Source organism: Embleya sp. NPDC001921 (assembly GCF_053594475.1).
Genome location: NZ_JBSFEO010000059.1, coordinates 1 through 26,426, shown reverse-complemented (window position 1 = coordinate 26,426; position 26,426 = coordinate 1). Strand labels below are relative to the sequence as shown.

At 72.3% G+C, this 26,426-nt stretch carries 19 protein-coding genes; 14 read left to right on the top strand and 5 right to left on the bottom strand.

Going from position 1 to position 26,426, the window contains the following annotated elements; all coding sequences use genetic code 11:
• Positions 1-160: 160 nt before the first annotated feature.
• Both ACWCPW_RS44325 and hflX read left to right on the top strand, forming a co-directional pair.
• Positions 161-874 (top strand): DUF4097 family beta strand repeat-containing protein, encoded by a 714-nt coding sequence (locus tag ACWCPW_RS44325; protein WP_449767307.1) that lies wholly within the window; start codon positions 161-163, stop codon positions 872-874.
• A 233-nt stretch (positions 875-1,107) separates the two neighbouring features.
• On the top strand, positions 1,108-2,613 hold the full coding sequence (gene hflX, locus ACWCPW_RS44320) for a GTPase HflX (protein WP_449767306.1): 1,506 nt from the start codon (positions 1,108-1,110) through the stop codon (positions 2,611-2,613).
• A gap of 103 nt (positions 2,614-2,716) precedes the next feature.
• On the opposite strand, the gene ACWCPW_RS44315 is transcribed toward hflX, so the two are convergent.
• A complete protein-coding gene (locus ACWCPW_RS44315) occupies positions 2,717-3,799 on the bottom strand; it encodes a trypsin-like serine peptidase (protein WP_449767305.1) in 1,083 nt (360 codons plus the stop codon).
• 212 nt (positions 3,800-4,011) lie between these two features.
• Here ACWCPW_RS44315 and ACWCPW_RS44310 point away from each other — a divergent pair, with 212 nt between their 5' ends.
• From ACWCPW_RS44310 to ACWCPW_RS44270, 9 genes are all read left to right on the top strand, one after another.
• A complete protein-coding gene (locus tag ACWCPW_RS44310) occupies positions 4,012-5,595 on the top strand; it encodes a diaminobutyrate--2-oxoglutarate transaminase family protein (protein WP_449767304.1) in 1,584 nt (527 codons plus the stop codon).
• Entirely contained in the window at positions 5,592-7,157 is a 1,566-nt protein-coding gene (locus tag ACWCPW_RS44305) for a pyridoxal phosphate-dependent decarboxylase family protein (protein WP_449767303.1), read from the top strand. Before ACWCPW_RS44310 ends, ACWCPW_RS44305 begins: the two co-directional genes overlap by 4 nt.
• A 151-nt stretch (positions 7,158-7,308) precedes the next feature.
• On the top strand, positions 7,309-9,114 hold the full coding sequence (locus ACWCPW_RS44300) for an IucA/IucC family protein (RefSeq protein WP_449767302.1): 1,806 nt from the start codon (positions 7,309-7,311) through the stop codon (positions 9,112-9,114).
• Positions 9,115-9,142: 28 nt separating this feature from the next.
• Positions 9,143-9,820 carry a GNAT family N-acetyltransferase gene (locus ACWCPW_RS44295; RefSeq protein ID WP_449767301.1) on the top strand — a complete coding sequence of 226 codons (678 nt, stop codon included), beginning with the start codon at positions 9,143-9,145 and terminating at the stop codon, positions 9,818-9,820.
• Positions 9,817-11,289: a lysine N(6)-hydroxylase/L-ornithine N(5)-oxygenase family protein gene (locus ACWCPW_RS44290; protein ID WP_449767300.1), complete on the top strand. Its 1,473-nt coding sequence runs from the start codon at positions 9,817-9,819 to the stop codon at positions 11,287-11,289. The genes ACWCPW_RS44295 and ACWCPW_RS44290 overlap by 4 nt, the downstream gene beginning before the upstream one ends.
• The gene (locus ACWCPW_RS44285; RefSeq protein WP_449767299.1) at positions 11,213-13,078 is read left to right on the top strand and encodes an IucA/IucC family protein; all 1,866 of its coding nucleotides are present in this window, start codon (positions 11,213-11,215) and stop codon (positions 13,076-13,078) included. Before ACWCPW_RS44290 ends, ACWCPW_RS44285 begins: the two co-directional genes overlap by 77 nt.
• Positions 13,079-13,165: 87 nt before the next feature.
• The gene (locus ACWCPW_RS44280; RefSeq protein ID WP_449767298.1) at positions 13,166-14,023 is read left to right on the top strand and encodes a carbon-nitrogen hydrolase family protein; all 858 of its coding nucleotides are present in this window, start codon (positions 13,166-13,168) and stop codon (positions 14,021-14,023) included.
• A 117-nt stretch (positions 14,024-14,140) separates the two neighbouring features.
• Complete coding sequence (locus tag ACWCPW_RS44275) at positions 14,141-15,091, top strand: SGNH/GDSL hydrolase family protein (protein WP_449767297.1); 951 nt, start codon at positions 14,141-14,143, stop codon at positions 15,089-15,091.
• Between the two features lie 134 nt (positions 15,092-15,225).
• On the top strand, positions 15,226-17,268 hold the full coding sequence (locus tag ACWCPW_RS44270; protein WP_449767296.1) for an ATP-dependent DNA helicase: 2,043 nt from the start codon (positions 15,226-15,228) through the stop codon (positions 17,266-17,268).
• Between the two features lie 95 nt (positions 17,269-17,363).
• On the opposite strand, the gene lexA is transcribed toward ACWCPW_RS44270, so the two are convergent.
• Complete coding sequence (gene lexA, locus ACWCPW_RS44265; protein ID WP_402229620.1) at positions 17,364-18,074, bottom strand: transcriptional repressor LexA; 711 nt, start codon at positions 18,072-18,074, stop codon at positions 17,364-17,366.
• A gap of 629 nt (positions 18,075-18,703) precedes the next feature.
• Here lexA and nrdR point away from each other — a divergent pair.
• Both nrdR and ACWCPW_RS44255 read left to right on the top strand, forming a co-directional pair.
• On the top strand, positions 18,704-19,198 hold the full coding sequence (gene nrdR / locus ACWCPW_RS44260; RefSeq protein ID WP_395869352.1) for a transcriptional regulator NrdR: 495 nt from the start codon (positions 18,704-18,706) through the stop codon (positions 19,196-19,198).
• Between the two features lie 120 nt (positions 19,199-19,318).
• A complete protein-coding gene (locus ACWCPW_RS44255) occupies positions 19,319-22,171 on the top strand; it encodes a vitamin B12-dependent ribonucleotide reductase (protein WP_449767295.1) in 2,853 nt (950 codons plus the stop codon).
• A 131-nt stretch (positions 22,172-22,302) separates the two neighbouring features.
• On the opposite strand, the gene def is transcribed toward ACWCPW_RS44255, so the two are convergent.
• The 3 genes from def to ACWCPW_RS44240 all read right to left on the bottom strand — a co-directional run bounded on the left by def (position 22,303) and on the right by ACWCPW_RS44240 (position 25,367).
• Positions 22,303-22,980: a peptide deformylase gene (def, locus tag ACWCPW_RS44250; protein WP_449767294.1), complete on the bottom strand. Its 678-nt coding sequence runs from the start codon at positions 22,978-22,980 to the stop codon at positions 22,303-22,305.
• 54 nt (positions 22,981-23,034) lie between these two features.
• Positions 23,035-24,654 (bottom strand): hypothetical protein, encoded by a 1,620-nt coding sequence (locus tag ACWCPW_RS44245; RefSeq protein WP_449767293.1) that lies wholly within the window; start codon positions 24,652-24,654, stop codon positions 23,035-23,037.
• 155 nt (positions 24,655-24,809) lie between these two features.
• On the bottom strand, positions 24,810-25,367 hold the full coding sequence (locus ACWCPW_RS44240; protein WP_449767292.1) for a hypothetical protein: 558 nt from the start codon (positions 25,365-25,367) through the stop codon (positions 24,810-24,812).
• Between the two features lie 359 nt (positions 25,368-25,726).
• On the opposite strand from ACWCPW_RS44240, the gene ACWCPW_RS44235 reads away from it, so the two are divergent.
• Entirely contained in the window at positions 25,727-26,320 is a 594-nt protein-coding gene (locus ACWCPW_RS44235) for an LOG family protein (RefSeq protein ID WP_449767291.1), read from the top strand.
• Positions 26,321-26,426: the final 106 nt, after the last annotated feature.

Here is a 26,426-nt window from a genome sequence, read left to right as displayed (position 1 = left end):
GAGCGCCTCGGGGGTTTCTCCTGCCAGGGAAGGACCCGCCTTACCCGACGCCGGACCGACGCGGGACGAGGCGGGTATTCCTAGCCTGAGGGGTACCAGGAAAGCGGGGGAGTGGTCGTGCGTTCGGGCGGCGCACCCCGCCCCGACCCAAGGAGATCCCATGTCTGCCCGCACTCGCCGACTGGCCCTGCTGGTCCCGCTGGTCGCACTCCCGCTGGTCCTGACCGCGTGCGAATTCAACGTGGACACCGACGATCACGAGGCGGAGAAGAAGACCACCTCCTACGACGTCACGCAGAACGTGCGCTCGATCAAGGTGGACAGCAACGCGGGCAACGTCAAGGTGACCGAGGCCGACGTCAAGGCGGTCAAGGTGACGGAGAAACAGCATTACGACAAGACGGCCCCGACGACCACGCACAACGTGGACGGCAACGGCCAACTGGTCCTGGACTACGACTGCGCGAACAAGAAGGCCTGCTTCGTGGCGTACGAGGTGACCATCCCGCGCGGGGGTGCCGCGCTCGACATCCGCACCGACGCCGGCAACGTGACCCTGCGCGATGTGACCGGGACGCTCAACCTGCACACCAGCGCGGGCAAGATCGACGGCGAAGGGGTCACCTCGGCGAAGGTGACCGCGCAGACCAGCGCCGGGTCGATCGACCTGACCTTCACCAAGCCGCCCACCGACGTGGACGCCAAGACCAACGCGGGCCGGGCCACGGTGCGCGTCCCGGGCGGGCAGCAGTACGCGGCGGACGTGTCCACCACCATCGGTGACACCGACGTGAAGGTCTCGCGCAACGACCAGTCGCAGCACAAGATCAAGGTGCACACCGACGCGGGACAGGCGCGACTGCTCACCTCGTGAGGTCGCGGCGCGGGGTGGACCCGCGCGGTGGACCCGAGGGGGCGACTCGGGCGGGCGCCTCGGGCGCGGCGGCGGGCCGGCCGACGGGTCGGGCGGCGGGTCGGCCGGGTTCGCGGGTGTCGGGTGACGAACCGGCCGAAAACCCGGATGCCCGCGCGGCGGCCGTCGTGGGACCATCGTGACGGCCGCCCCGGGGAATGGAGCGGCCCGCCGACTACGTTGAACAGGACGATATGACTTCTCGCTCACACCGCGCCGGACACGACGACACGGACCCGACTCCCCCATTCGACGACGCCGACGGCTTCGACGACGGAGCGGCCTTCGACGGATTCGGAACGGGCGATGACGTCGGAGTCGGTCCGCTCGACTACGACGGCGACCAGTTCGACCGCGAGGAGCGCAGCGCGCTCCGCCGGATCGCCGGTCTCTCCACGGAGCTGACCGATGTCACCGAGGTCGAATACCGGCAGCTTCGCCTGGAACGGGTCGTGCTCGTCGGGGTCTGGACCGACGGGACCGCGGCCGACGCCGAATACTCGCTCAAGGAACTCGCGGCGCTCGCCGAGACCGCGGGCTCGCAGGTGCTGGACGGACTGATCCAGCGCCGTGACAAGCCGGACCCGGCGACCTACATCGGGTCCGGAAAGGCCAGGGAACTGCGCGACGTGGTGATCGCCACGGGCGCGGACACCGTGGTCTGCGACGGTGAGCTGACCCCGGGTCAGCTCATTCAGCTCGAAGACGTGGTCAAGGTCAAGGTCGTGGACCGCACGGCGCTGATCCTGGACATCTTCGCGCAGCACGCCAAGTCCCGAGAGGGCAAGGCCCAGGTCTCGCTGGCGCAGATGCAGTACATGCTGCCGCGCCTGCGCGGCTGGGGCGCCTCGCTGTCGCGCCAGATGGGTGGCGGCGGCGGTGGCGGGATGGCCACGCGTGGCCCCGGTGAGACGAAGATCGAGACCGATCGTCGGCGCATCCGGGAGAAGATGGCCAAGATGCGCCGCGAGATCGCGGACATGAAGAAGGCCCGGGACACCAAGCGGCAGGAGCGGCGGCGCAACGCCATTCCGTCGGTGGCCATCGCGGGTTACACCAACGCCGGCAAGTCCTCGATCCTGAACCGGTTGACCGGTGCGGGCGTGCTGGTGGAGAACGCGCTGTTCGCCACGCTGGATCCGACGGTGCGCCGGGCCGAGACGCCCAGCGGTCGCGGGTACACGCTGGCGGACACGGTCGGCTTCGTGCGGCATCTGCCGCATCAGTTGGTCGAGGCGTTCCGGTCCACCCTGGAGGAGGTCGCCGACGCGGACCTGATCCTGCACGTGGTGGACGGCTCCGACCCCACGCCGGAGGCCCAACTGGCGGCCGTGCGTGAGGTGTTCACCGAGGTCGAGGCGCACAAGGTGCGCGAGATCGTGGTGGTGAACAAGGCCGACGCGGCCGATCCGGAGGTGCTCGCGCGGCTGTTGCGTCGGGAGAAGCACGCGATCGTGGTGTCCGCCCGGACCGGGCAGGGCATGGACGAGCTGCTCGCGCTGATCGACGAGGAACTGCCGCGTCCGGACGTGGAGGTCGAGGTGGTCGTGCCGTACGAGCGCGGCGATCTGGTCGCCAAGGTGCACGGCAGCGGTGAGCTGCTGGCCACCGAGCACCGGGAGGCGGGCACCTGGTTGCACGCCCGGGTGGGCCGGCAACTCGCGGCCGAGCTGGAGCGGTTCGTGGTCGCCAAGCGCTGATCCTCGGCGTCTTCGGGCCCGGGTCGCACACCGATGTCGGTGTGTGGCCCGGGCCTTCGTCGTGTCCGGCCGGGGTGCGGCCGTGGCGCCGGGTGTGCTTCGCTCAGCGTTTGCCGCCCAGATCCTCCAGCATCCGGCGGGCCTCCTGGCCCAGGTAGGGGCCGGCGATCCAGGTGTGTCCGGCGCCGCTGAGCGCGCTGTTGCCGATCAGCCGCAGGGTGCCGTCGGGGGCGGTGGCGTACCAGCCGCCGCCGCTGGCGCCGGCCGTCATGGTGCAGCCGATCCGCAGCAGCGGCGGCGCGTTCGGGTCGACGGTCATCCGGCGCGGGGCCTGGGTGCAGCCGAACATGGTCAGGCCGTCGAAGGGGGCGTCCTGGGGATAGCCGTACGCACTGGCGGCGGGGAGGTCGCGCGGGGCGTCGAACCAGACCGGCAGGGCGCGGCCGACCACCTCCTCCAGGCTGCGCGGGCCGCGGTCGGGGTTCTTGACCTCGACCACCGCGTAGTCGTGGGCGGTGGCCGGCGAGGTGGAGCCGGTGCCGCCCGCGCGCCACTGCTCGGAGGTGGCGACCGAGGTCGCCGGCCACTGGCCGAACGGCGCGACCGGGCCGGGGTTGCCGAGGTTGGCCAAGGTGGCCTGGCCGCTGCTGTTGAACGCGGGCACGAATTGCAGGCTGCCGAACCAGGTGCCGCCGCGGCCGGCGTGGACGCAGTGGCCGGCGGTCCAGACCAGGTTGCTGCGGCCGGGGCGCTTGGGGTCGGCGACCACGGTGCCGGAGCAGACCGAGGGGCCGTCGGGGGCCTCGAAGAAGAGTTTGCCGACGGCGACGGTGCCGGCCTCGCCGGTGTAGGGGCGGGCGATCGGTCGGGCCTGTACGGGCGGTGGCTTGGCCTCGGCGAGCACGTCGGGCAGGGGGCCGCCGGTGGGCTGCGGGTCCGGATCCTGGGGAGCCGCAGCGGGTAGGGGCGGGCCCTCGTCGCTCTCGGGGTCCCGGGGTTTGGCCCGGCTCATGCGTTCCGGGGTCCAGTGCGCGGGATCGCCGGGATCCGCGAGCGCACCCGGCGCCTTGTCATTGCCGTCGTCGTTGCCGGCGCCGTCCAGTGTCAGTGCCATGACGGTGCCCGTCACCAGCAGCGACACCGCCACCGTCAGCGTGACGAACAGCGTGCGAACGCCGCGCGTCAAGCGCCTACCTCCCCGTGTGCGCCCCCGTACTCGACGGCCCGACAGTATCGGAGGGCGTGCCGGCCGTGATCGGGCGGCGGTTCGGTCGTTGTTTCAGCAGGGGCCGTCGATCCGGCGATAGTCACTCGTTGTGATGATGATTTTGCTTTCCGTCGTCATCTAAAGGTAAGCCTTACCTAATTTCCGATTGCCCTTGTGGAGGTGCCGCAGTCATGACCGCCGCCCTGACCAGGCCGGACGACCGCTCCGGTACCGAGGACCCGGCGCCGCCCGTGCCGCCCGCCGACACCGCGCCTGTCGGCACCACGCCCGCAGGCACCACGCCCGCAGGCACCACGCCCGCAGGCACCACGCCCGCCGACACCGCTCATGCCGACCCCGCGCCCTCGGAAGCCGGGCGGATCGGTCGGCAGCGCTCCGGCACGCCGGTCGCCGACGGGCCGGGCATCCTGCGCCGACAGGCCGCCCGCGAGTCCTCGGCGCGCACCTACGCGCGATCGTTGCCGATCGTGCCGGTGCGCGCGCGCGGGATGACCGTCGAAGGGGCCGACGGCCGGCGCTATCTGGACTGCCTCTCCGGCGCCGGCACGCTCGCCCTCGGCCACAACCACCCCGTGGTGCTCGCCGCGATCCGGGGCGTGCTGGACACCGGCGCACCGCTGCACGTGCTGGACCTGGCCACGCCGGTCAAGGACCGCTTCGTCGAGGAACTGTTCGCGACGCTGCCGCCGGAGCTGGCGCGCGACGCCCGGATCCAGTTCTGCGGGCCGGCCGGCACCGACGCGGTGGAGGCGGCGCTGAAGCTGGTGCGCACCGCGACCGGGCGGCGCGGGGTGGTGGCGTTCACCGGCGCCTACCACGGGATGACCGAGGGGGCGCTCGCGGTCAGCGGCGACACCGCGATCCGCGACGCGACCGGTGCGGGCACCGGCGACACGGTGCGGCTGCCGTTCCCGCAGGACTACCGCTGTCCGTTCGGCACCGGCGGCGCCGAGGGCGAGCGGATCGCCGCGCACTACGCGCGCACGCTGCTGACGGATCCGGGCGGCGGGGTGCCGGCCGCCGCGGGGATGATCGTGGAGCCGGTCCAGGGCGAGGGCGGGGTGCTGCCCGCGCCGGACGGCTGGCTGCGCGAGATGCGCCGGCTGACGGCCGAGCGCGGGATCGCGTTGATCGCGGACGAGGTACAGACCGGCCTGGGCCGCACCGGCGCGATGTGGGGCGTGGACCACGCCGGCGTGGTGCCGGACGTGATGGTCGTCTCCAAGGCGATCGGCGGCAGCCTGCCGCTGGCCGTGGTGGTCTACCGCGCCGAGTTGGACCACTGGTGGCCCGGCGCGCACGCGGGCACCTTCCGCGGCAACCAGCTCGCGATGGCCGCCGGCACCGCGACGATCGCCTTCGTGCGCGAGCACCGGCTGCACGAGCGGGCGGCTGTGCTGGGGGCCCGACTCGCGGGCGCGCTGCGCGATCTGATGCCACATCAGCCGGCGATCGGGGAGGTGCGCGGGCGGGGCCTGATGCTCGGCGTGGAGATCGTCGAGCCGGACGCCGCCCCGGACGCGTGCGGGGCCCGACCCCCGGCGCCGCGGCTGGCGATCGGGGTGCGGCGCGAGGCGCTGGCCCGGGGGCTGATCGTGGAACTGGGCGGTCGGCACAACAGTGTGGTGCGGCTGCTGCCGCCGCTGACGATGACCGACGTGCAGGCGGACGCGGTGCTGGAGCGGCTGGCGGACGCGATCGAGGCGGCCGGGGCCGGGCACTCGGGCACGCCGGCCGGTTCGGGGTCGGCGTGAGCGGCACGCGGCACGTCGGACATCCGGTCGGGGCCGCGCTCGCGGGCGGGGCCACCGGTGCCGACGCGCTGCGGGCGCTGGTCGAGGTCGCGCTGTCCGCGCTGGAGGCCGGGGTGGGCGCGCGTGGCGGGCCGCTGCCGGCGGGCGGTCCGGGCGCGGTCGCGGCCGAGGTGGCCCGGGTGCTGGGCCCGGGCGCGTTGGGCGCGGGTGCGGCGGGGGCGTTCGCGACCGCGCGCGGGGCGGCCGGGAGCGGTCCGGGCCCGCTGCCGGTGATCGGGGTGGGCGAGTTCGCCGCGCTGCGCGAGTTGTCCGCGCTGCTGGCGTGGGGCACGGCCGATCCGGCCGATCCGCACTGCGCGGGGCATCTGCACTGCCCGCCGTTGGCCGTCGCGGTGGCCGCGGACCTGGTGGCCGCCGCGCTCAACCCCTCGCTCGACTCGTGGGACCAGGCCCCGGCGGCGGGCGCGCTGGAGGTCGAGGTGGTCGCCGCGCTCGCGGGCCTGGTCGGCTTCACTCCGGGCGTGGCCGGCGGCACGATTACCAGCGGCGGCACCGAGGCCAACCTGATGGGGCTGCTGCTCGCGCGCGACGCCGCCGGGCCCGGGGTGGGCCGGCGGCGGATCCTGTGCTCGCAGGCCGCGCACTTCTCGGTGCGCCGCTGCGCGGGCCTGCTCGGCATGGGCGAGGACGCCGTGGTCACCGTGCCGGCCGGCGCCGACCATCGGATGGACCCGGACGCGCTGGCCGCGGCCGGTCGGCGGGTGCTGGCCGGCAACGACCGGATCGCGGCGATCGTGGCCACCGCGGGCACCACCGACCTGGGTGCGGTCGAGGCGCTGCCGGCGATCGTGTCGGTGGCCCGCGAACTGCACGCGTGGCTGCACGTGGACGCGGCCTACGGCGGCGGCGCGCTGTTCTCGGAGCGACTCGCGCCGCTGCTGGTCGGGTTGGACCGGGCCCACTCGGTGGGGCTGGACCTGCACAAGCTGGGCTGGCAGCCGATCGCCGCCGGGGTCTTCCTGGTGCGCGACGCGGCGCTGCTGGGCCCGCTCGCGCAGCGCGCCGCGTACCTGAATCCGGACGACGACGAACAGGCCGGCTACCTCAGCCTGCTGGGCAACTCGCCGCGCACCACGCGGCGCGCGGACGTGTTCAAGATCGCGGTCACCCTGCGCGCGCTGGGCCGCTCGGGGCTGGGCGAGCTGGTCGATCGTTGCCACGATCTGGCCCGGCACGCGGCGCAGTTGATCCGCGCCGACCCGCGCCTGGAACTGGTCGCGGAGCCGGTGCTCACCTCGGTGGTCTTTCGCTACCTCCCCGACCGGTACGACGGGCGCGGTCGGGCGGACCGGGCCGAGGCGGACCGGGTCAACGCGGCGTTGCGCCGTCGGCTGCTGCACGAGGGGCGCGCGGTGGTGGGCCGTACCGAACTGGGCGAGGGGCCCGGCGCGGTCCGGCTCAAGCTCACCCTGCTCAACCCGAACACCACCGGCACGGACCTGGCGGCGCTGCTCGCGGCCGTGGTCGAGGCGGGGCGCGCGGAAAGCGCCTCGGCGGGCTGACGCTCCGTCAACAATCTTCGGTTCCGCGCGCCTCGCATGTTCGCGTCCTTTCGCGCCGAACAATCGACACGGGTCGAAATCTCCATATCCCGACAGCACGCTCATCAACGGGCATCGACCACCGGGTCGATCGACACCACACGGAGCAGCGATGACCATCGCGGGTCCCGACCCGTCCGCCGTGCGGACGGATCCCGAAACGGACCATCTCGACGCGCCGGACACCCGGCGGGCCGCCGACGGGGCGACGGTCGAATGCCTGCTCCGCTGCTGGGTGCGCGAACGCGCGCTGCCCGAGCCGGAGTCGAGCGTGCTGACCATCGATCTGCCCGCGATCGGCCGGACCCTGACGGTGCCGGTGCACTACTGGTCGCCCTCGGGGTGGCACCGCTTCGGCGCGCCGCACCTGGTCGACGAGGGTCCGCTGAACGCGGTCACGCTGACGCTGCTGCTGGGCGACGAGGCGAGCGCGCCGGAGGCCGGCGGGCACGAGGCCGGCGCGGGTGAGGCGGGCGCGCACGAGGCGGGCGGGGCGTGCGGCGACACCGCGATCCGGGTGGCCGACTCGGTCACCCACGCCGAGCGCTACATCGCCTACCGCCGCGCGCATCCCGAGGACCCGCCCGGCACGGCACCGTTCCTGGCCGCCGAGCAGTCGCTGGTGCTGGGCCATCCGATGCATCCCACGCCCAAAAGCCGAGACCGGCTCGACCCGGACGAGGACGCCGCGTGGTCGCCCGAATTGCGCGGCTCCTACGCGCTGCACTGGTTCGCCGCGGACGCCGACCTGGTCGCGCAGGACAGCGCGCTGGAGCGCGAGGCGGCCGAGGTGCTCGCCGAGTTCGCCGGCGAGTTGCGCGCGCCCGAGGGCACCGTCCTGGTGCCCGCCCACCCGTGGCAGGCCCGGGACCTGCCCGAGCGCCCGCACCTGCGGGCGCTGTTCGAGGCGGGTCGGCTGCGCGCGCTGGGCCCGGCCGGCGCGCCGTGGCATCCCACCTCGTCGGTGCGCACCGTCTACCGACCCGACGCCGAGGTGATGCTCAAGCTCTCGCTGGGCCTGCGGATCACCAACTCGCGCCGGGAGAACCTGCCCAAGGAACTGCTGCGCGGGATCGAGGTGCACCGCCTGCTGCGCTCCGGCCTGGAGCACGAACTGCGGGCCGTGCACCCCGCCTTCGACATCGTGCGTGACCCGGCCTGGATCTCGGTGGCGCCGCCGGAGCCGTTCCCGCGCCAGGACCGACCCGCGGCCGGCCTGGAACTGGTGCTGCGGGCGAATCCGTTCGGCGTCGACCAGCGGGTCTCGTGCGTGGCCGCGCTGGTGGCCGAACGGCCCGGGATCGGCCCCTCGCGGCTGGCCGGATACGTCCACGCGCTCGCCGAGCGCACCGGGCGGGCACCGGCGTCGGTCGCCGAGGAGTGGTTCGAGCGCTACCTGGAGGTGGTGGCCGAACCGGTGTTGTGGCTGGACCGGCACGCGGGCATCGCGCTGGAGGCGCACCAGCAGAACACCCTGGTCCTGTTGGACGCGGACGGCCTGCCGGTGGGCGGGCGCTACCGGGACAACCAGGGCTACTACTTCCGTGCCTCGCGCGCCGGCGACCTGGCCCGGCGGTTGCCCGCCGCGGGGGTTGCCAGCGACACCGTGGTGGCGGACGAGATCGCCGACGAGCGGCTGGCCTACTACCTGGGCGTGAACAACCTGCTCGGCCTGATCGGCGCGTTCGGCGCACAGGGCCTGGTCCGGGAGTCGGTGCTGCTGGCCCGCCTGCGCGCGTTGCTCACCGGCCACGCGGGCACCTCCGGCGCGGCGCGTTCGCTGCTCACCGATCCCAGGCCGCGCTGCAAGGCGAACCTGATGACCCGACTGCACGGCCTCGACGAACTCGTCGGTCCCGTGGCGACCCAGTCGATCTACGTGCACATCCGCAACCCGCTCGCCGACGCCCCCGCGTGAGCCCGGCCCCAGGAGGTTCCGTCCCCGTATGAGCCCGTCATCCCTGTCGTCCCCCACCACCCACCAGCCGGCGCTCGCCGAGGCGGAGACCCTGCGCCTGACCACCCGGCACCTGCGCGCGGGAGTGACCGGACCGCTCGCCGAGGCGGCGCGCTGGGGAACGGTCCCGCTCCCGGTGGGTCGGTTCTCGCTGCACGAGATCCACCCCAAGCGCGACCTGGCGCTGCTGCACGTGTGGATGAACGACCCCGCCGTCGCTCCCTGGTGGGAGTTGGCGGGGGACGAGGAGGTGGTGCGCCGACACCTGGCGACCCAGGCCGTGCGCACCCACACCCACGCCTACCTGGGCTGCCTGGACGACGAGCCGATCAGCTACTGGGAGCTGTACCGCGCCGACCTGGACGACCTGGCCCGGCACTACCCCGCGCGCCCGCACGACGTGGGGATCCACCTGCTGGTCGGCCCGGCGGCCCGGCGCGGGTGCGGGATCGGCTCGCTGCTGCTGCGCGCGGTCGCCGAACTGGTGCTGCGCGCCGCCCCCGACACGACGCGCGTGGTCGCCGAACCGGACGTGCGCAACCACGTGTCGCTGGCGGCCTTCGCCCGGGCCGGCTTCCGGCACGCCGGCGACTTCGAACTCCCGGACAAGACCGCCGCGTTGATGACGCGCGCGCGCACCGCGCGGGAATCGGGTGCCGAACGGTGAGCGAACGCCTGCCCGCCCCGCGCCGGGTGCCCGACCCCGGCGCGGTGGTGTACGACCTGGTCGGCGTCGGCATCGGGCCGTTCAACCTCGCGCTCGCCGCGCTGGCCGACCGGGTCGAGCCGCTGCGCACGCTGTTCCTGGACCGGGCCCCCGCGTTCAGCTGGCATCCCGGGCTGCTGCTGGACGGCACCACGCTCCAGGTGCCGTTCCTGGCCGACCTGGTCACCCTGGTCGACCCGACCAGCCCGTGGTCCTTCCTGGCCTATCTGCGCGCGCACGACCGGCTGTTCCCGTTCTACTTCGCCGAACGCCTGCACGTGCCCCGCCGCGAGTACGACCACTACTGCCGGTGGGTCGCCGAGGCGCTGCCGGCCTGCCGGTTCGGCAGCGACGTGGCCTCGGTGAGCCGGGAAGGCGACCTGTACCGGGTCGAGTTCCGCGACACCGCGACCGGTGAGCGGCACCACGTGCACGCCCGGCACGTGGCGCTGGGCATCGGAACCGAGCCGGTGGTGCCCGAGCCCTTCGCGCGCCTGCTCGGCGAGAGCGTGCTGCACGCGGCCGACTACCTCGCGCACCGCGCGGACCTCACCGATGCCCAGGACGTCACGGTGCTGGGTTCGGGGCAGTCCGGCGCCGAGGTCTTCCTGGACCTGCTGCGCCGGCGCGCGGGCCCGAGCCGGCGGCTGACCTGGCTGACCCGCTCGCCCGCGTTCGCCCCGATGGAGTACTCCAAGCTCGGCCTGGAGCACTTCACGCCCGACTACACGCGCTACTTCCACGCGCTGCCCGAGCCGGTCCGCGACCGCCTGGTGCCCGAGCAGTGGCAGTTGTACAAGGCGATCAGCGCGGACACCATCGCCGCGATCCACGACGAGCTCTACGAGCGCGGGATCGCGGGCGGGCGGGTGCGCGCCACGTTGATGCCCGACGTCACGGTGACCGCCGCGCGCACCACGAGCGAGGGGGTGGAACTGGGCTGCCGGCACGGCGAACAGGACCGCGCCTTCACGGTGCGCACCGACCGGGTCGTGCTGGCGACCGGGTACGCGCCGCGGCATCCGGCGATATTGGATCCGCTCAAGGACCTGATCGCGCGCGACGACGCGGGCCGGCCGTTGATCGACCTGGACCACCGCGTCGAGTTCACCGAGCACGTCACCGGCGGGCTGTACGCGCAAAACGCCGAACTGCACACGCACGGCGTGGGCACACCCGACCTGGGCCTGGGCGCGCACCGGGCCGCGACCATTCTCAACTCCGTGTGCGGTGGCGCGGTCTACCGACTGCCGATCCGCACCGCGTTCACCACGTTCGGCCTGGCCGCGGGCGACACCGAGCCCGTGCGCCGGCCGCACCGACGGAGCGCGACCGACCCCGCAGAGGTACGCAATGTCGCAGTCGAACCCGGCAGCGGGGCCCATCGAGGCCGAACTGCCGCACCAGGGCACCCGACCCGCCGCGCCTGAGCCCGCGTCCCGGGTCCCGGACACGCGACCGGGCGCCGCCGCCGGCGACCGGGACCTCTGGCGCCGGGTCAACCGGGACATGATCGCCAAGTCGCTCGCCGAGTTCGCCTACGAGGAACTGCTCGGCCCCGTCGCCGACGGCGACACCTACACCGTGGACGTCTCCGGCGACGTGCGCTACCGCTTCCGGGCCCGGCGCGGCGCCTACGACGCCTGGCACGTGGATTCCGCCTCGGTGGTGCGCGAGTGGGAGGGCGGCGCCGACCCGGCCGAGGACATGCTCCAGTTCCTGCTGGACGCGCACACCGTGATCGGGCTGAGTGGGGACACCGCGGGCCACCTGGTGCGCGAGTTGACCGCGACGCTGGCCGCCGACGCGGCGAGCGCGGCGAGTGCGGCGAGCGCGGCGACGCTGGCCGACCTGGGCTACGCCGAGTTGGAGGGCCACCAGACCGGCCATCCGTGGATCGTGCCGAACAAGGGCCGGGTCGGCTTCTCGGCGAGCGACGCGCGCCGCTACCCGCCCGAGGCGCGGCGTCCGCTGCGGCTGCCCTGGATCGCGGTGCACCGGGACCTGGCCGCCTTCCGCGCGGTGCCCGGGTTGGACCGGGCGCGGCTGTACGCCGAGGAATTGGACCCCGAGACGATCGAGCGCTTTCGTCGGGTGCCGGCCGCGCGCGGCCTGGACCCGGACGACTTCCACTGGCTGCCGGTGCACCCGTGGCAGTGGGACGAGACGATCGCGACGCTGTACGCGCCGCAGATCGCCGCCGGTGCGATCATCGCGCTGGGCGAGGCGGAGGACCACCACCTCGCGCAGCAGTCGGTGCGCACCTTCGTGAACCTGGACCGCCCCGCGCGGCGCACCGTCAAGCTGCCGCTGTCGGTGCTGAACACCCTGGTGTGGCGCGGCCTGCCCAGCGAACGCACGCTGGCCGCGCCCGCCGTCACCGACTGGGTGCTGGGGCTGCGCGACGCGGACCCGTTCCTGCGCGACGAGTGCCGGGTGATCATGCTCGGCGAGACCGCGTCGGTCACCGTGCGCCACCCGGTCCTGGAGGAACTGCCGGGCGTGCCCTACCAGTACCGCGAACTGCTCGGCGCGATCTGGCGCGAACCGCTGGCCCCGCGCCTGGACCCGGGCGAACGCGCCCGCACACTGGCGTCGCTGCTGCACGTGGACCCGGTCGGCCGGCCGTTCGTCGCCGAACTGATCGAACGCTCGCAACTGGCTCCCCGGGTGTGGCTGCGCCGGCTCTTCCACGCGCTGCTCCCGCCGCTGCTGCACTGCCTGTACAGGTACGGCCTGGTGTTCTCCCCGCACGGCGAGAACGCGATCGTGGTCTTCGACGAGCACGACGTGCCGGTCCGGCTCGCGATCAAGGACTTCGTCGACGACGTCAACATCAGCGATCAGCCGCTGCCCGAATTGGCCGAACTGCCCGCCGAGGTCGCCGCGGTGCTGCTTCGGGAACGGCCGGACTACCTGTGCCAGTTCATCCACGCCGCGCTGCTGGTCGGCCACCACCGCTACCTGGCCGATCTCGCGGCCCAGCACCTGGGCGTCCCGCAGGAGGGCTTCTGGGCGCTGGTGCGCGAGGAGATCCTGGACCACCAGGCGGCGTTCCCCGAACTCAAGGACCGGCACGAGCTGTTCGACCTGCTCACCCCGCGGATCGAGCGGCTGTGCCTGAACCGCAATCGGCTGCTTCTGGACGGCTACCGGGACCGCCCCACGCGTCCGCACGTGGGCGCGCACGGGAGCGTGCCCAACGCGCTGCGCGGGTGAGGCACGCGGCACGCCGCGACCGGGTCGCGAACAACCTGTCCGGTTTGCCGATGGTGTGATCCCCATCACGATGCCAGAATGCGGCGGGTGACCGACGTCGCCGAAAACGCGAGGCAACCGCTGAGGGTCGCCGCCGCACAGGCCCAGGCGCGGCCGGGTGACATCCCCGCGAATGTCGCCACGGCCGCGCAACTCGTGCGCTTCGCGTCCTCGGCCGGAGCCGATGTCGTGGTGTTGCCGGAACTGTTCCTGTCGGGGTATGACCTCGACCTGTTCCGGCCCGACGTCAAACCGTGCGACATCGTGCCCGGCGACACCCGGCTGGGCGAACTCCAGGCCGCCTGCTACGCGACCCGCACGGTCGCGGTGGTCGGCGCCGCGGTGCGCCGCGCGGGCGGACGGACCATCTCGCTCGTGGTGATCGGCCGCGACGGCGACGCGCACGTGGCCTACGACCGCCAGCACCTGTGGCACGACGAACGCGAACTGTTCCTCCCGGGCGACCACGGCTGCACGATCGAGATCGCCGGCTGGCGGCTGGGCCTGGGCAGCGCCTACGACGTGAGCTTTCCCGAGCACGCACGCGCCGCCGTGCACGACGGATGCGACGCGTATCTGTGTCCCGGGGTCTACACGCGCGGAGACGGCGAACACCGCCGCGACCTGTACTTCGCCGCCCGGGCCCTGGAGAACACCTGCTACACCGTGGTCGCCAACCACATCGGCGACACCGTGCTCGGCCCGGCGTGCGGCCGCAGCGGCGTGTACGGGCCGGACGGACGGGTGGTGATCGAGGCGGACGGGGAACGGGTGGACGTGGTCGCCGCGACCTTCCAGGACATCGAGATCGACGCCGCGCGCGAGTGCCTGACCATGCTGGAGGACCTGCCCGTGTCCCGGCGTCCAGGGGCCGGTCCGCGGCGCGAGACGATCAAGCTGGACTGAAACCGGGACCGCCTCGTGTCGGGCGGACGCTGGAAACCGCGCGCGGGAAACCCTAGTCTCACCGGACCGGGACCTACCGACGGGTAACGGGAGCCGGTACGACGGAGGGGAGCGCACGTGCGCACAACTCGCAGGGCGATCGCGGGTCTGGCCGCGCTGACGGCGCTCGTCGCGCTGTCCGCTTGCTCGGACGACTCCGACGACAAGGCGGCGTCCGCCGACAAGAAGGCCGGCGTGCCCGCCGCGGACAAGGGCACCACGCCGAGCGCGCTGCCGGCCGCCGCGAGCGGGGCCACCTATGTCGCGCTCGGCGACTCGTACGCGGCGGGCGTGAAGATACCCGTGATCGTGCCCACCGCGCCGCCCGGATGCAGCCGCTCGGAGAGCAACTACGCGCACCTGGTGGCCAAGCAGAAGAACATCGCCGGCTTCGTCGACGTCACCTGCGGCGGCGCCAGGACCCCGGACATGACGGCGGGCCAGCAGACCCAGGGCTCGCCGCCGCCGCAGTTCGACGCGCTGCGCCCGGACACCGCGCTGGTCACCCTGGGCATCGGCGGCAACGACATCGGCTTCTCCGAGATCGTCACGACGTGCGTGATCCAGAGCCGCAGCACCACCTCGACCCAGCCGTGCACCGACAAGTACGCCGGCGGCGGCAACGACGAGTTGGCCAAGCGGATCGCGGACACCGCGCCGAAGATCGCCGCCACCATCGCCGGGATCAAGGAGCGCTCGCCCAAGGCCCGGATCCTGGTCGTGGGCTATCCCACGATCCTGCCGGAGAGCGGTCCCTCGTGTCCGGCCCAGGTGCCGGTCGCCGAGGGCGACCTGCCCTACCTGCGCAAGGTGGTGCCCGCGCTGAACGACATGATCGCCAAGGAGACGGCCAAGCAGGGCGCGGAGTACGTGGACACCTACACCGGCTCGGCCGGCCACGACGTGTGCCGGCCGGTCGGCACCAAGTGGATCGAGGGCATCAAGCCCGAGTCGCCCGGCGCCCAGGTGCATCCCAACGCGCTCGGCCAGGAGGGCATGTCCAAGGCCGTGCTCGCCAAGCTCGGCTGACCCGGGCCCGAACCCCGGGCCGACTCCGGGCTCGGAGCCGGGCCCGGCGCCCGGACGCGACCTCGCGGGAGAAGCCGGACGAAGCGGGCCGCGCGGTCGGCGGTGTCGGTCGGAGCATCTAGGCTTGTCGCCCGATGAGCGACTCCGACCGTCCCGAGCTGACCGAACTCCTGCACGCCGCCGTTGCCGCCGTCGGCGGAGCGGAGCGGCCCGGACAAGTGTCCATGGCCGAGGCCGTCTCCGGCGCGGTGGCCCGTGCCGAACACCTCCTGGTCCAGGCGGGTACCGGCACCGGCAAGTCCCTGGCCTACCTGGTGCCCGCGCTCGCCGCGCGGCGCAAGGTCGTGGTCGCCACCGCGACGCTCGCGCTCCAGCGCCAACTGGTCGAGCGCGACCTGCCGCGCACGGTCGAGGCGCTGCGGCCGATGTTGCGCCGCTCGCCGTCCTTCGCCACGCTCAAGGGCCGCGGCAACTACCTGTGCCTGCACCGGCTGCACGACGGCCCGCCGGACGAGGGCGAGGTGCTCTTCGACCCGGCGCCCACGAGCAGGCTGGGCCAGGACGTGGTCCGGCTGCGCGAGTGGGCGGACGATACCGAGACCGGTGATCGCGACGACCTGAGCCCGGGGGTCAACGACCGGGCCTGGACCCAGGTGTCGGTGTCCTCGCGCGAGTGTCTGGGCGCCTCGCGCTGCCCGTACGGCGACGACTGCTTCGCCGAGGCCGCGCGGGAGCGGGCCAAGCAGGCCGACATCGTGGTCACCAACCACGCGCTGCTCGCCATCGACGCGTTGGAGGACGCGCCGGTGCTGCCCGAGCACGAGCTGTTGATCGTGGACGAGGCGCACGAGTTCGCCGGCCGGGCCACCGGGGTGGCCACCGCCGAGCTGAGCCTGAGCGCGGTGGACCGCGCCGCGCGCCGCGCGGGCAAGCTGGCCAACGAGGGCGCGGTGGACAACCTGGACGCCGCGTCGGAGGCGTTCAAGAAGACCATGGAGGGGCGCGAGCCCGGCCGACTGCGCGAGGTGGACCCGGACCTGGGCTGGACGGTGTCCGCGCTGCGCGACGCGAGCCGGGGCGTGATCACCTCGCTCGGCGAGGTCCGGGACAAGTCGCTGAGCAACGAGGACGCGGCCCGGCGGCAGGCACTGGCCGGCGTCGAGCACGTCCACGACACCTGCGAGCGCATCCTCAAGGGCTCGCCGCACGACGTGATCTGGCTGGAGCGCAACGAGCGCACCGGCGCGTCGCTGCGGGTGGCGCCGATCGCGGTGGCCGGGCTGCTGCGCGAGGCGCTGTTCGGCGACCGCACCGTGGTGCTCACCTCGGCCACGCTCAAGCTCGGCGGCGACTTCCGCGGCGTGGCGAGCAGTCTGGGGCTGACCGCCGAGGGGCTGCTCACCGACGAGCCGGCGCCGGTGCCCACCGAGGTCGCCGTGCATCCGGGGGAGGGCGAGGAGCCGGACGAGGACGCGGATCCGGACGCCGACGCGGACCTGGCGGCGTGGCGCTGCCTGGACGTGGGCTCGCCGTTCGACTACCCCAGGCAGGGCATCCTGTACGTCGCGCGGCATCTGCCGCCGCCGGGCCGGGACGGGATGAGCGCGGACACCCTGGAGGAACTCGCCGAGCTGATCGAGGCGGCCGGCGGGCGGGCGCTGGGTCTGTTCTCCTCGCGGCGCGGCGCGGAGGCGGCCACCGAGGCGCTGCGCGAGCGGCTCGAGATGCCGATCCTGTGCCAGGGCGACGACTCGCTGGCGGAGCTGTTGCGGCGGTTCGCGGCCGAGCCGCGCACGTGCCTGTTCGGCACGCTGTCGTTGTGGCAGGGCGTGGACGTGCCCGGGCCGTCCTGCCAGCTCGTGATCATGGACCGGATCCCGTTCCCGCGTCCGGACGACCCGCTGATGAGCGCGCGGGCGCAGTCGGTGCAGGAGAACGGCGGCAACGGCTTCATGGCGGTGTCGGCCACACACGCCGCGCTGCTGATGGCGCAGGGCGCCGGCCGGCTGATCCGGGCGATGGACGACCGGGGGGTGGTGGCGGTGCTCGATCCGCGGCTGGCCACCGCCCGCTACGGCGGGTTCTTCCGGGCCTCGATGCCGCCGCTGTGGTACACGGAGGACCGCAATCAGGTGCGCCGCTCGCTGGCCGCGATCGACAAGGACGACAGCGCCTGAAGCGTCACCGTGTCGCGAACGCGAGACGGGCGGTCGTACGGCGAACTCTCGCCGCACGACCGCCCGCTGCCGGTATGTCGATGTCCCCGGTCATCTCAGACCCGTCGCATGACGGCCACCACGCGGCCCAGGATGGTCGCCTCGTCTCCCGGGATGGGCTCGTAGGCGGGGTTGTGCGGCATCAGCCAGCGGTGCCCGTCCCGGTGCCGCAGACGCTTGACGGTGGCCTCGCCGTCGATCATCGCGGCGACGATGTCGCCGTTCTCGGCGACCGGCTGGCGGCGCACCGCGACGTAGTCGCCGTCCATGATCGCGGCCTCGATCATCGAGTCGCCGCTCACCTTGAGCAGGAACACGTCGCCGTCGCCGACGAGCTGGCGCGGCAGCGCGAACACGTCCTCGATCGACTGCTCGGCCAGGATCGGGCCACCGGCCGCGATCCGGCCGACCACCGGCACGTAGGACGCGGCCTGCGCACCGCGTTCGGCGTGCGGCCCGGCCGGCGCGAGCGGGCGACCGCCGTCCGGCGAGCGCACCTCATAGGCGCGCGGGCGGTGCGGATCACGGCGCAAATAGCCCTTGCGTTCCAGGGCCATCAGTTGATGCGCGACGGAAGAAGTGCTCGACAGGCCGACCGCCTCGCCGATCTCGCGCATGCTGGGCGGATATCCGCGTGTCTCCACGGAGGTGCGGATCACTTCCAGGACACGGGTCTGGCGCGGCGTGAGCCCCCCCGCCGGACGCCGCGTCGAACCACCCTGGACCTGCCCGTTCTCGGTGCCCGGGGCGGGCGCCGGTGGCGGCACGGTGGAGCTGTGCGGGTGTTTCGCGGGGAGACTTTCGGTGCGGATTCCGGGGTGGATGGCTCCGGTGGCTTCTCCGGTCACGGCTGGCCCTTTCGACGGATTGCTCGCACGTGGAGAACGGTAGTCGGGTTCGAAAGGTTGCGCCAAACACACGTTCGAGTGAATTTAGGCCAATCCGGTGGCGATCATTCGGTTCCCGCTGTAGTAATCGTACATACATTCGAATTTGGTTCGGGGAAAACGCTCGTTTCGACTGCCCGATATGTGGCTTCCGCGGCTCGTGTGCCACGACACGCGGCCGGCCGAGTTAATTTTCGCCGGATGCCGGGCGGTGACCTGCGGGGATGACGAGAGGTCACCGCGGGCTCTCCGAGTGTCTGCGAGTCGGCTTGCAGCGCTCGGGGTCGCGGTCTACCGTAGCCACTACATCTTGTGGTCGAGGTCGCTGAAGGAACCCACAAGTTGTGGTTGCCGTATATACCATATTCCCGGAGCGCACCGGACGGGCCCCACGCGGAGACCCCGGGGCGAGGGCGCGGCAACAACCCGGGCACGCTTGGCCATACCGCCCGCGGCGCGCACGAGCAACACGGACGACCTGCGTCACAACGAGGGGGAGAGGGAACCGCATGCACTGCCCCTTCTGTCGGCGAGCGGACAGCCGCGTCGTGGACAGCCGGACCACCGACGACGGCGCCGCGATCAGGCGTCGCCGCTCGTGTCCCGACTGCGGACGGCGCTTCACCACGATCGAGACCGCCTCGCTCACGGTGATCAAGCGCAGCGGCGTCACCGAACCCTTCAGCCGGGACAAGGTCATCGCCGGGGTGCGCAAGGCGTGCCAGGGCCGCCCGGTCACCGGCGACGCGCTGGCCCTGCTCGGCCAGCGGGTCGAGGAGGCGGTACGAGCCACCGGCTGCGCCGAGTTGACCACCCACGACGTGGGCCTGACCATATTGGGCCCGCTGCGCGAGCTCGACGAGGTCGCCTACCTGCGGTTCGCGTCCGTGTATCGCGCCTTCGAGTCCCTGGAGGACTTCGAGGCCGAGGTCGCGCTGCTGCGCGCCGGTCGCGCGGAGCCCGCGGTGCCCGTGGACGCGGCGGACAGTCCCGCCTCGGACTGACCGCGGATCACCAGAAATCAATTTCGGTAGCACACGAACGACGGACCACCCGACCGGTCGGCGGGACATCCCCCGGGACGTTTCGGCCTGCCCACGGCGTTGTTCAAAAGAGGAGACGGCATGACAGAGACGACGAGCGGCTCAGCACGCGGTTCCGGCCGGTCACGACCCGGCAAGGGCCTGCGGATCGAGCGCGTGTACACGACCCCCGGCGTCCACCCGTACGACGAGGTGGTCTGGGAGCGTCGTGACGTCGTCATGACCAACTGGCGCGACGGCTCGATCAACTTCGAGCAGCGCGGCGTCGAGTTCCCCGACTCCTGGTCGGTGAACGCGGTCAACATCGTCACGAGCAAGTACTTCCGCGGTGCGGTGGGCACGCCGCAGCGCGAGTGGAGCCTGAAGCAGCTCATCGACCGGGTCGTCAAGACCTACCGCAAGTCCGGTGAGGAGAACGGCTACTTCGCCGGCCCCGCCGACGCGGAGATCTTCGAGCACGAGTTGGCGTACGCGCTCCTGCACCAGATCTTCAGCTTCAACTCGCCGGTCTGGTTCAACGTCGGCACCGCGCAGAAGCAGCAGGTCAGCGCGTGCTTCATCCTGGCGGTCGACGACTCGATGGACTCGATCCTGGACTGGTACAAGGAAGAGGGCCTGATCTTCAAGGGCGGCTCGGGCGCCGGCCTGAACCTCTCCCGGATCCGCTCCAGCAAGGAACTGCTCACCTCCGGCGGCAACGCCTCGGGTCCGGTCTCCTTCATGCGCGGCGCGGACGCCTCGGCCGGGACGATCAAGTCGGGCGGCGCCACCCGCCGCGCGGCCAAGATGGTCGTGCTCGACGTCGACCACCCCGACATCGAGGACTTCATCGACACCAAGGTCAAGGAGGAGGAGAAGATCCGCGCGCTGCGCGACGCGGGCTTCGACATGGACCTCGGTGGCGCCGACATCGCGTCGGTGCAGTACCAGAACGCGAACAACTCGGTCCGCGTCTCGGACGAGTTCATGAACGCGGTCGAGCGGGGTGGGGAGTTCGGCCTGCGCGCCCGGCTCACCGGCGACGTGCTGGAGACGGTCGACGCCAAGGCGCTGTTCCGCAAGATGGCCGAGGCCGCGTGGGCCTGCGCCGACCCGGGCATCCAGTACGACGACGAGATCAACAAGTGGCACACGTGCCCGGAGTCGGGCCGGATCACCGCGTCCAACCCGTGCTCGGAGTACATGCACCTGGACAACTCGTCCTGCAACCTCGCGTCGCTGAACCTGATGAAGTTCCTGCGCGAGGACGACACCTTCGACGCGGTCACCTTCGCCAAGGTCGTCGAGCTGGTCATCACCGCGATGGACATCTCGATCTGCTTCGCCGACTTCCCGACCGAGAAGATCGGCGAGACCACCCGCGCCTTCCGCCAGTTGGGCATCGGCTACGCCAACCTGGGCGCGCTGCTGATGGCGACCGGGCACGCGTACGACAGCGACGGCGGCCGCGCGCTGGCCGGCGCGATCTCCTCGCTGATGACCGGCACCGCGTACAAGCGCTCCGCCGAACTCGCGGGCATCGTCGGTCCGTACGACGGCTACGCCCGCAACGCCGAGCCGCACAAGCGCGTCATGCGCCAGCACGCCGAGGCCAACGACGCCGGCAAGCGCATGGACGACCTGGACACCCCCGTGTGGGACCTGGCGACCAAGGCGTGGAAGGACGTCGCCAAGCTCGGCGACAAGAACGGCTTCCGCAACGCGCAGGCCTCGGTGCTGGCCCCGACCGGCACGATCGGCCTGATGATGGACTGCGACACCACCGGTGTCGAGCCCGACCTGGCGCTGGTGAAGTTCAAGAAGCTGGTCGGCGGCGGCTCGATGCAGATCGTCAACGGCACGGTCGCCCGGGCGCTGGGCCGGCTGGGCTACCAGCCCGAGCAGGTCGAGGCGATCATCGAGCACATCGCCGAGCACGGCCACGTCGTGGACGCGCCCGGCCTCAAGCTCGAGCACTACGAGGTGTTCGACTGCGCGATGGGTGAGCGCACCATCTCGCCGATGGGTCACGTGCGGATGATGGCGGCGATCCAGCCGTGGATCTCCGGCGCGATCTCCAAGACGGTCAACATGTCCGAGGACGCCACCGTCGAGGAGATCGAGGAGATCTACTTCCAGGGCTGGAAGCTCGGCATCAAGGCGCTGGCGATCTACCGCGACAACTGCAAGGTCGGCCAGCCGCTCTCGGCCGGCAAGGGCGAGAACAAGGGCAAGGCGGACGACGGCAAGGCGACCGCGACCACCGTGGTGGAGAAGGTCGTCGAGTACCGCCCGGTGCGCAAGCGCCTGCCCAAGGGCCGGCCCGGCATCACCACGTCCTTCTCGGTGGGCGGCGCCGAGGGCTACATGACCGCCAACTCCTACCCGGACGACGGCCTCGGCGAGGTCTTCCTGAAGATGTCCAAGCAGGGCTCGACCCTGGCGGGCATGATGGACGCCTTCTCGATCGCGGTCTCGGTCGGCCTGCAGTACGGCGTGCCGCTGGAGACCTACGTCTCCAAGTTCACCAACATGCGCTTCGAGCCGGCCGGGCTGACCGACGACCCGGACGTGCGGATGGCGCAGTCGATCGTCGACTACATCTTCCGCCGGCTGGCGCTGGACCACCTGCCGTTCGAGACCCGCTCGGCGCTGGGCATCCACTCCGCCGCGGAGCGCACCCGACACCTGGAGACCGGCTCCTACGAGCCGGACGAGCCGGCCGCCGCCGAGGACATGCGCACCCTCGCGCAGTCCGCGCCGGTGGACGCCGCGCTCAAGGCCCCGGACCTCAAGCCGGTCCCGGCCGCGGTGCACTCCTCGACCGAACTGCTGGAGGCCCGCCAGGGCCGCAGCGCGGACGCCCCGCTGTGCTTCTCCTGCGGGATCAAGATGCGCCCGGCCGGTAGCTGCTACGTGTGCGAGGGCTGCGGCTCGACCAGCGGCTGCAGCTGACCTCGAAGTCGGTGGCGTGAACGCCTGAAAGGGGGCGGGAAACCGGTGTCACCGGTTTCCCGCCCCCTGTCGGCGTTCGTCGTGCGGTGGCCGTCGCGGTCGCCCGCGAAGGGCCGGCCGGACGCCGTGGGTCAGCCGGCGAGCTGCTTGGCCTTGGCGTCGCGCTTGGCGAAGACCTCGTCGCGCATCGACTCCATCTCCTTGAGCACGTTCTTGCGCTCGCGCTTGGAGAGGCGGTCGATGTACAGGTAGCCGTTGAGGTGGTCGGTCTCGTGCTGGAGGCAACGAGCGAAGTAGCCCTCGCCCTCGATCACCAGCGGGTTGCCGTCCTTGTCCACCCCGCGCGCGATCGCGCGGTCGGGGCGGGCCAGGTCCTCGTGCGGGCCGGGGACGGACAGGCAGCCCTCGCCCGCCTCCTCCAGGTGCCGCTCGGTCGCGGGCAGTTCGTCCAGGACCGGGTTGATCAGGTGGCCGACGTGCCGGTGGCCGTCCTCGTCCACGCAGTCGTACACGAACAGCCGGATGCCGACGTCGACCTGGTTCGCGGCCAGGCCCACGCCGTCGGCGACGTACATGGTCAGGAACATGTCGTCGATCAGCGTTTCGAGCTCTTTCGTGCCGAACTCGGTGATCTCGGCGCAGGGTCGGTGCAGGACGTCCTCGCCGACCACGGTGACGCGCAGGACCTTGCCGCGGGCGGCCTCGGGCGCCATGGCGGGGTACGCGTCCACCGGGCGGCCCATCACAAAGATCCGGCCTTCTTCGTGATCGTGGTGATCGTGGCTGGAGTGGTCGTGGTGCTCGGCCATCGGTTTGCTTACCTTTCCACCAGGGCATGAACCCGAATCACCCTACCGGCCCGGTCACGGGAGCACGGCCGACGCCTTCGCCTTGATGGTGACCTCGCCGGGCTCGGTGACGGTGATCTCGGTCCAGCCGTCCTCGGTCTCGCCGATGCTCGTGTTGGGCTTGTCCGCGACGAACCAGCTCGTGCGGTGGATGCGCACGGTGAAGGTGCCCGCCTGCTGGGCGAGCAGGGTGAAGCCACTGGGCGAGATGTCCACGAGCTGACCGGGGCCGTCCAGCAGCGGAACCGGGTCGGCGACCTCCCAGATCACCCAGTGCGGGTCGGACCACACCGGCACCAGCCAGTCGGCGCCGGCGCGCAGGATCTCCGCCTCGCGCTTGGCGGAGGGGTCCAGCGGCACGTCGGGCATCGCGATGAAGCGCACGCCGGTCTCGCGCACCCACGCGTGGTACTGACCCTCGTCCAGGGTGGGGCCGTACAGCACCGCGTTGTGCGCGCGGTCGAGTTGGCGCTCCCAGCCGCGGGCGAGCGGCATGTGCTCGGCGACGTAGACCGTCTCCCAGTGGCCGCGCGTGAACGGGATCTCGATCCGGCCCACCGGGAGGTTGGCGCGCTCCAGGAAGTCGAGCATGCCGGTGTAGTAGCCGGCCCTCTTGCCGGTGCTGTCCTGGTTGTTGAACGCCACCGCCTTGCCGGCCGAGGAGAACTGCCAGGCCAGCAGCGGGATGGCGAGCAGCACCACCAGGCGCCGGCGGCCGAGCGAGAGCAGCACCACGGCCATCAGCGGTCCGGCGCACAACTCGCCGAGCCGAGCCGCGTTGCCGCCGACCGCGCTGGGGATCATGAACAGCACGGTGGAGGACAGCGCGTACAACCACAGGAAGCGGCGCGCGCTGACCTCGGTGCGCGGGACCAGGGCCAGACCCACACCGGCGAAGCCCAGGATCGCGGCGAACCGCCACAGCGGGAAGGAGAAGTCGCCGCCGCCGGGGAAGATCAGGGACATCACCAGGCCGATCACGGCCGGGGCGAGGCTGAACCGGGTCGCCCACACCCGCTCGGCGGGCACCCAGGCGAGCGCGATCATCAGCAGGAACGCGGCGGCCAGCGGACTGGCCAGGCCGCAGAACCCGGCCGCGACCGCCGCCCAGGCGCGATGCCCGGAGCGGGCGGCCAGGATCGCCATCAGTCCGGCGGCGACGCCGAGCACGAACGGGGTCCGCCCGATCAGGTACTCGATGCTGACGATCACCGCGAACCAACAACTGCCCACCCGCCGGGCCAGGTCGCCGCGGCCCAGGCGCAGCCGGGAGAACGCCCACGCCGCGGTGACGCAGGAGATCGCGGTGAGCAGGCGGGTGCCGATCCCGCCGGCCAGGATCGGGGTGATCACGCTGTAGCCGGGCAGCAGGTGCCCGCCGTACCACTGGTTGTTCCACAGCACGGCGCCGTGGTCGCGCACCAGCCAGGCGCGGAAGATCTGCGCGGGCCAGTCGGCGCCGTTGATGCCCAGCACGGTCAGCAGGCCGACCAGGGCCAGGGTGATCACGTAGGGATGCTCGGCGACGGCGATCAGGACCCCGCGCAGGTGCCGCCGTCGGGTGCGGCGAGCGGTGCCGCCCGCGTCCGACGTGGGCTCCCCGAGGGGTATGCGGCCGTCCAGAGCATGTGTCATGACGGCTTAGTTTTTCAGATCGGGGCCGATGTGGTGCAGGTGGGCACTGAGGTAGGGCGCCGGATTGTCCGATGTATGGCGTGCCATGGCGCAATGTCCACCGTGGAATCACCGGTGCGGCGCGAAAAAATCCTTCGTTCGGATGAAACGCCCGCTCAGACCACGGGGCCGGACGAGGGATCCGGCGGGGGGCCGGACGGGTCATCCTCGGGGGGTGGCTCGGGCGGGTTGGGCAGCCCCGCACGGGCGCGCAGGTCGCGCGGGTCGCGCGGGCCCTCGATCCTGCGGATCACCGAGAGCGCGGCGGTGTGGAACGCCTCCAGGAACGCCTGGGCGGTGGACGCCGGCCACTCGGCGCGCTGCACCGCGTGCATGTTGTGATCGGTGTCGCACCAGCACGCGACCTCGACGGTGGCGGTGACGCTGACGAACGGGCCGTCCAGTTGCCACACGTCCAGACCCAGTTCCAGCCAGTCGCCGTCGGCCTCGTACAGCAGCAGCGCGGTGCCCAGGATGTGCGGGGACGGCTCGGGCTCGGGCTCGGGACTCAGCGGGTCCGGTTCGTTCCAGAACCAGCGCGCGGGATCGTCGAGGGAGCGGCGCAGATCGAGCGCTTGAGCGGCGGCGACCAGGCGTTCACGGCCATGGTCGTCGAGATCGGGAAACAGCCGCTCGAACGGGATGTCCGAGGCAGGGCGCTCGGTGGCGGGCACGCGGGCATTCTGCCGTGGCGGGGGGTCTTCCCGTCAACGTCGGGTTGCGTGACCACCACCGATGTTGGCCGAATTTGCCCGCCTATGCCGGGACTGTGCTGACGCCATATCGCGGGTGAGGCGATTCATCGACTCGATTCGCCATCGATTCGGCACCGACTCGGCGACCTCGCGGAACACGCTCGCGCGTGCGGTCCGCCGCCCGGGTCCGGGGTCGGCGCTCGGCGCCCGCGGCTCGGGCTCGGGCCCGGATTCGAGTCGGGATTTCGGCTCGGCGTGTCGGGGTCGGGTTGGCAGACTGCGTACCGAACCATTTCGGTACACACCACTTCGGTGGTCTGCAACGCAGGGAGCCTGGCATGCGGGTAGCGGTTTTCGCGGGATCGGCGTCGGGAACCTCGCCCCGGTTCCGGGAGGCGGCGGTCGAACTCGGTCGCGGGCTCGCCGAGGCCGGCGTCGGGATCGTCTTCGGCGGCGGGCACGTGGGCTTGATGGGCGCGGTCGCGGACGCGTGCCTGGCGGCGGGCGGCGAGGTGATCGGGGTGATGCCGCGCTCGCTGGTGGAGCGCGAGATCGCGCACCGGAACCTGACCGAGCTGCTGATCACCGAGACCATGCACGAGCGCAAGGCGGCGATGGCGGACCGGGCGGACGCCTTCGTCGCGCTGCCCGGCGGCGCGGGCACGCTGGAGGAACTGTTCGAGGTGTGGACCTGGCAACACCTGGCGATCCACACCAAGCCGGTCGCGCTGCTGGAGGTGGGCGGCTTCTGGCGCCCGCTGCTGGACGCGCTGGACACGATGACCGCGAACGGCTTCCTCAAGCCGGAGCTGCGCTCGACCCTGCTGGTCGCGCGGGACAGCGCGGACCTGCTGGGCCAGGCGAAGGCGTGGCGGGCCCCGACGCCCAAGTGGATGGGCGGCCTGGACCCGGCGGCACCGCCGAGGCCGTGAGCGGGCGGGGCCGGTGCGGACTCGTACGCCGACGCGGCGGACAGTCTGGTCTGGCGGACCGAACTCGACACGAGTGCCCTTCTCGTTGCTCACGCGCAGACGCCCT